This is a genomic window from Salinivibrio sp. IB574 (assembly GCF_001996205.1).
Lineage (GTDB): Bacteria > Pseudomonadota > Gammaproteobacteria > Enterobacterales > Vibrionaceae > Salinivibrio > Salinivibrio proteolyticus.
The window spans coordinates 1-6,691 of the sequence record NZ_MUFN01000056.1 but is presented as its reverse complement, the minus strand read 5'-3'; the positions used below and the strand labels follow the sequence as shown (position 1 = coordinate 6,691).

The window sequence follows — 6,691 nt, the reverse complement described above, 5'->3', positions numbered from 1 at the left end:
GCTCAAGGCTGTACCAACATGAATTGGTCACTCAGTTCATCGAATAAATCTTTTTGTCTATTCTCAACGAGTGCCCACACAGATTGCATAGGTCAAATTGTTAAAGAGCGTCGCTCAATCTTGAGCGGGAGTGGCATTTTACGCCACCGAGGCAGTGAGTCAAGCTTTTTGTTTACTTGGCTTTGCTGCCGTTTATTAGCGCGGTTTGCCGTGCCAACGAGGAGCGCATTATAGAGAGGTATTTTTGTGACGCAAGGGGTTTTTAAAGAAAAAATACCGACCGAACAAAAACCCAACAATTCGCAAGTTTTCTCGCCAATTTAGGCGGTATAGCCATAAAAAAGCCACCTAAAACGGTGGCTTTTTTGCGATTTGGTTCGATTAGCTTTGTTTAGCAATAATTTGTTCATTCTCGACATCGAGAACAACAGGGCGTCCAGGCAGGAGATCGCCACTCAGTATTTGCTGAGCAAGTGGGTTCTCTATCGATTGCTGAATTGCCCGTTTGAGTGGTCGCGCGCCATAGACTGGATCAAAGCCTCCTTTCGCGACCATGGCTAACGCCGCTTCTGTCACTTCAAGGGTAAAGTCTCGTTCCGCCATACGACGTGCAACTTCTTGCATCTGCAATCTAGCAATATTCTTAATATGGTCTTCCGCTAAGGGATGGAAAACCACCGCTTCATCGATACGGTTAATGAATTCAGGACGGAAGTGATGTGCAACGACATCCATCACCGTCTGTTTCATACCTGCGTAGTCAAGTTCACCGAAGTGCTCTTGAATACGATCAGAGCCTAGGTTAGATGTCATGATCACGACCGCGTTACGAAAGTCGACTGTCCGACCTTGGCCATCGGTAAGACGCCCATCATCCAACACTTGCAGCAAGATGTTGAATACATCTGGGTGAGCCTTTTCCACTTCATCGAGCAAAATAACGGAATAAGGTCGCCGCCGCACCGCTTCGGTGAGATAGCCACCTTCTTCATAGCCGACATAACCCGGGGGTGCCCCAACAAGGCGAGCCACTGAGTGCTTCTCCATAAACTCGGACATATCAATCCGTACCATGGCATCACGGCTATCGAACATGAACTCGGCTAGCGACTTACATAGTTCGGTTTTACCTACCCCTGTTGGCCCAAGGAAAAGGAAGGAGCCAATCGGACGATTTGGATCGGCCAAACCGGCACGACTACGACGAATAGCATTCGCAACCGCACTTACCGCTTCATCTTGCCCGATAACATGCTCGTGCAGTGCAGCTTCCATATTGAGCAGTTTTTCTTTCTCGCTTTCTAGCATGCGCGCAACCGGAATGCCGGTTTGGCGCGAGATAACATCCGCGATCTCGCTATCCGTCACGCGGTTTTTCAGCAAGGTCATTTCTTGCATTTCGGCTTGGCTAGCAAGATCCAATTGTTTTTCGAGCTCAGGAATTTTGCCGTATTGCAGTTCCGACATGCGGCTCAAGTCGCCAGCACGACGGGCAATCTCCATATCTGTACGCGCCTGCTCGAGCGCCGCCTTGATGTGTTGTGTCCCCGATACTGCCGCTTTTTCTGTATTCCAGACTTCTTCCAATTCAGCGTATTCGCGCTCTTTGGTGTCAAGCTCCTCTTTAAGACTATCAAGACGCTTGCGGCTGGCAGTATCTTCTTCTTTCTCTAACGCTTGCTGCTCAATTTTAAGTTGCACAATGCGGCGCTCTAAGCGGTCGAGCGATTCGGGCTTAGAGTCGATTTGCATGCGAATGCTCGACGCAGCTTCATCAATCAAGTCAATGGCTTTGTCGGGCAGTTGCCGATCAGCAATATAACGGTGCGATAAACTTGCAGCTGCAACAATCGCTGGGTCGGTAATTTCAACGGCATGGTGCAGCTCATAACGCTCTTTGAGTCCACGTAAAATCGCCACCGTATCTTCCACTGTAGGCTCGTTGATCAACACTTTTTGGAAACGGCGCTCTAGCGCAGCATCTTTTTCTACGTACTGGCGATACTCATCAAGTGTGGTTGCGCCAACACAGTGGAGCTCCCCGCGAGCCAACGCCGGCTTCAACATGTTGCCCGCATCCATCGCTCCTTCGGCTTTGCCTGCACCGACCATGGTGTGTAATTCATCAATGAATAGAATGACATTGCCTTCTTCTTTCGCAAGTTCATTCAGCACCGCTTTTAAACGTTCTTCGAATTCACCACGGTATTTCGCACCGGCCACCAACGAACCCATGTCTAGCGAGAGAACGCGTTTTTTGCGTAGCCCTTCAGGAACCTCACCGTTGACGATACGCTGAGCTAAGCCTTCCACAATGGCGGTTTTACCGACACCGGGTTCACCGATTAACACGGGATTATTTTTGGTGCGCCGCTGCAACACTTGCACGGTACGACGAATTTCATCATCGCGACCAATCACAGGATCCAGTTTGCCCTGCTCCGCTCGCTCAGTAAGATCGATGGTGAATTTTTCAAGCGCTTGTCGATTTTCTTCCGCATTAGGGTCATCCACTTGTTGCCCACCGCGAACTTTCTCAATCGCCTCTTCCACTTTTTGACTGGTTAAGCCATGGCTGCGCAACAACTCACCTAGTGGTCCTTTATCTTCCACCGCAGCTAACACAAATAACTCAGACGAGATGTACTTGTCTTTACGCTTTTGCGAGATCTTGTCGCACAGGTTGAAGAGGATACCGAGATTATTAGAAAGCTGAACTTCGCCGCCCGTCCCTGTCACTTTCGGTAAGCGATCAAGTAATTCAGAAAGGCTAGAACGCAGTTGGCTCACATCTACGTTCATCATGGTGAGTAAAGGGCGAATCGCACTGCTATCTTGATTGAGCAATGCGCTCATCAAGTGAACGGGTTCGATATATTGATGATCACGTCCTAATGCCAGTGACTGTGCATCAGAAATGGCGATTTGAAATTTACTGGTAAAACGATCAAGGCGCATAGCTCCTCCCACTTAACACCTTAGCTTGATGAATAAATGGGCACCATCAGTGAGGTTTTCAACCATCGCCACTGACTTTATTTTGTCAGCCAAATACAACTGGCCATACGGCCTGTTTGCCCATCACGTCGGTAAGAATAGAACTGATCTTGTTGCCGGTAAGTACAATGGTCGCCACCATACACGTCCGTGACGCCCATTTTGGCAAGGCGCTGTTTAGCCAGCAGATACAAGTCGGCAAGATACTTCTGATGCGGTTGACGAACGAAAGCTGAGCGAGCCGCCGGGCAGTCGCGCGTAAAAGCGTCATAAACCTCCTGTCCGACCTCAAAATGCATGGGACCGATTGCCGGCCCCAGCCAAGCCATACATTGGGTCGAGTCCGTAAACGTGGCGATGGTTGTCTCTATGACTCCATCGAGTAGCCCTCGCCAACCTGCATGTACAGCCGCAACTTGTGATCCCTGCCGATCGGTGATCAAGACAGGTAAACAGTCAGCGGTCATCACTGTACACACTTGACCAGATACGTCCGTCACCGCCGCATCCGCGTCTGGCAAGCTCTCAACACACGGTAGCCGTACTACCTGTGTACCATGAACTTGATTAAGCCAGGTGATAGGCCCACCAACCAGCGCTTGAAGAATGGCCCTATTTTGCGAGACAACTTCGGCGTCATCCCCCACATGTAGGCCAAGGTTCCAGCCCGAGAAGACGCCCTGACTCGCCCCACCGAGGCGAGTGGTGGTCAGTGCCTTTACATGACGCGGCGCAGGCCAGTCAGGCTGGATACATTCCATTAATAGTCCTCTTCACCGTATTTCGCTTGGTCATCTCTGAGTAGCTCGGTCAACGCGACCATATCCTCAGGAACCGGGGCATGCCATTCCATTTGCTCGCCCGTCACCGGATGATCTAAGCGTAGCATCGCTGCATGCAAAGCTTGTCGTTTGAACTGACGCAAACCTTGAACCAACACATCATCCGCCTGACGTGGTGGCTTAGCCTTTCCACCATATAAAGGATCGCCTACCAAAGGATGGTTCAAATAGGCCATATGGACACGAATTTGGTGAGTGCGTCCGGTTTCCAATCGCAGCCTTAGCCGTGTATGACCTCGAAAATGCTCCGCAACCCGATAGTGGGTGATCGCGGGCTTTCCTAGCTCGTGTACCGCCATATGGGTGCGCTTGGTGGAGTGACGGCCAATGGGCTTATCCACCAATCCGCCTCCGGTCATATTCCCGATCGCAATCGCCTCATATTCGCGAGTAATTTTACGCTTTTGCAAGGCACGCACTAATCGCGTTTGCGCTGGGATGGTTTTAGCGACAACCATCAACCCTGTCGTATCTTTATCAAGCCGGTGCACGATGCCTGCGCGAGGCACATCGCCGATCTCAGGATATAGATACAATAATCCGTTTAAGATAGTGCCATCTGGGCACCCAGCGCCCGGATGCACGACTAAACCTGCAGGTTTGTTAATCACCAACAAGTCATCATCTTCGTAGACAATATCTAGAGGGATGTCTTGCGGGATCCAGCGATTATCGTCTTCCACTTCCGCTTGGATCTGTATCGCTTCTCCCCCCATCACTTTATGGCGAGGCTTATCCATTACCTCCCCGTCTAAGCACACTTGCCCTGCTTGGATCCATGTTTTGATCCGAGAACGCGAGTAGTCAGGGAACAACTCTGCAATTGCTTGGTCGAGTCGCTGGCCCAGTTGGTGGTCTTGAATGTGGTGAGATAATTCTATCTGTTGTGCCATATCGAACTTTTCTGTGATTTCTATGACTAATCCCTCGCGACAGTCGTTATGGCGGCGTGTGGCGTATCGCCCGCTCTCGCCTTTTGCTATAGTCGCCTGTCACTGGATAAAATAGCCGGAATAATGACATTGTATCTGTTTGCCGCTGCGACCGTAATCCAGATGGCATAAAAACTTTTCAAGGAAGTGCGATAACCCATGAAACGCCTTACGCTTACTGCGCTGTTAGCCACCTCAATACTCGCGGGCTGTTCAAGTAACAACCAAGTCGTTCAAGATGATCCGCCATCTAAGCTGTATCAAGATGCAGAGGCGCAGTTAAACAAAGGCGCTTGGATCACTGCGATCGAAAAACTCGAAGCGCTAGATTCACGCTATCCGTTTGGCGCATACTCCGATCAAGTCCAGCTTGATCTGATCTACGCCTATTACAAAAACGACGATCTCGCGCTCGCAGAAGCCACCATAGATCGTTTTATCCGTATGCATCCAGCTCACCCAGAAAGCGATTGGGTAGTCTATATGCGTGGTTTGGTTCACATGGCGCAAGATCGCAGCCTGATCCACGATATTCTCCGTATGGAGCGTAACGATCGCGACCCAGAACCCGCCAGAAAGGCCTTTGCCGATTTTCGTCGCTTACTCGAACGCTACCCTAATAGTGAATATGCTGCAGACGCGAAAGCACGGATGGTGGCACTGAAAAACCGCTTAGCTAACTATGAATTGGCCACTGCGGATTTCTATATTCGTCGCGAAGCTTGGGTTGCCGCCGTGAATCGTTGTCAAGCTATACAGCGAGACTTTCCAGATACAGAGGCCGCGCGCGCTTCTCTACCGTTAATGTTAAAAGCCTACGAAAAGCTGGGACTTGAAGAGCCGGCCCAGAGGACGCGTGAACTCATTGAGAAAAACCCACGCTAAAAGAGAGCGAAGCACTCAGGCTAAAGCCTCCAAAATTGGGGGCTTTTTTGTGCCTGCTGGATACGAATCAGCACGGCTCATAATAATGGCTGCCACCCACACCTCAGCGTATCTATATGTAGATGCCACAACGCCCAACGCATCGCGTCCCTCATACCAGTCTTACGCAAGATTACTGCGATAAGAATTGGCCCCGACTGTCAGTTCAGAGCGTAGAGGTTGAGCTTAACGTCTTATGTTCATCTGCTTTGATGATTGAGTTATGTCTGTGTGACGGGAATTTTGCGGCGAGGCGCACAGGGCTAATATACCCTCAAGATACAAAAAAGCCCCGACCATAAGGTCAGGGCTTGGTGTTTTCTCATCAAAGTCTTACGCATATCTGCTTTGATGCTTAAATTGTGTCTGTGTGATGGGCGTTTTGAAGCGAGACGCGCAGTGTACGTCAGTACATGAGCACCGTAGCTATCAAAAATCGCAAGCAACAGTCACAATTTATAATCAAAGCCTGGCGATGTCCTACTCTCACATGGGGAGACCCCACACTACCATCGGCGCTGCTTCGTTTCACTACTGAGTTCGGCATGGAGTCAGGTGGGTCCAAAGCGCTATGGTCGCCAAGCAAAATTTTGTCTGGAACAAAATTTAACGCACTTCAGTGCGGCCCGTCAGGGTCAAATACAAGGATGTATTTGATAAATTCGTTCCTAAATCTAGAAAGCTGTTCGTTCTCGCCACAATCAACTGGCTTATTTCAAGTCCAACCCAAAACCTCTTGGGTGTTGTATGGTTAAGCCTCACGGGCAATTAGTACAGGTTAGCTCAACGCCTCACAGCGCTTACACACCCGGCCCGTCAGGGTCAAATACAAGGATGTATTTGATAAATTCGTTCCTAAATCTAGAAAGCTGTTCGTTCTCGCCACAATCAACTGGCTTATTTCAAGTCCAACCCAAAACCTCTTGGGTGTTGTATGGTTAAGCCTCACGGGCAATTAGTACAGGTTAGCTCAACGCCTCACAGCGCTTACACACC

4 protein-coding genes and 1 rRNA gene are annotated in these 6,691 nt (G+C 49.8%); 1 reads left to right on the top strand and 4 read right to left on the bottom strand.

Annotated elements, in window-relative coordinates; all coding sequences use genetic code 11:
- Nucleotides 1-381: 381 nt before the first annotated feature.
- The 3 genes from clpB to rluD form a co-directional block, all read right to left on the bottom strand.
- Nucleotides 382-2,958, bottom strand: a complete 2,577-nt coding sequence (clpB, locus tag BZJ17_RS16715) for an ATP-dependent chaperone ClpB (protein WP_069591098.1) — start codon at nucleotides 2,956-2,958, stop codon at nucleotides 382-384.
- A gap of 77 nt (nucleotides 2,959-3,035) precedes the next feature.
- On the bottom strand, nucleotides 3,036-3,758 hold the full coding sequence (gene pgeF, locus BZJ17_RS16710) for a peptidoglycan editing factor PgeF (RefSeq protein ID WP_077641485.1): 723 nt from the start codon (nucleotides 3,756-3,758) through the stop codon (nucleotides 3,036-3,038).
- Complete coding sequence (gene rluD / locus BZJ17_RS16705) at nucleotides 3,758-4,732, bottom strand: 23S rRNA pseudouridine(1911/1915/1917) synthase RluD (protein ID WP_077641484.1); 975 nt, start codon at nucleotides 4,730-4,732, stop codon at nucleotides 3,758-3,760. Before rluD ends, pgeF begins: the two co-directional genes overlap by 1 nt.
- Nucleotides 4,733-4,930: 198 nt before the next feature.
- On the opposite strand from rluD, the gene bamD reads away from it, so the two are divergent.
- Nucleotides 4,931-5,656: an outer membrane protein assembly factor BamD gene (bamD, locus tag BZJ17_RS16700; RefSeq protein ID WP_069591102.1), complete on the top strand. Its 726-nt coding sequence runs from the start codon at nucleotides 4,931-4,933 to the stop codon at nucleotides 5,654-5,656.
- A gap of 506 nt (nucleotides 5,657-6,162) precedes the next feature.
- On the opposite strand, the gene rrf is transcribed toward bamD, so the two are convergent.
- Nucleotides 6,163-6,278: ribosomal RNA gene (gene rrf / locus BZJ17_RS16695) — 5S ribosomal RNA — on the bottom strand.
- Nucleotides 6,279-6,691: the final 413 nt, after the last annotated feature.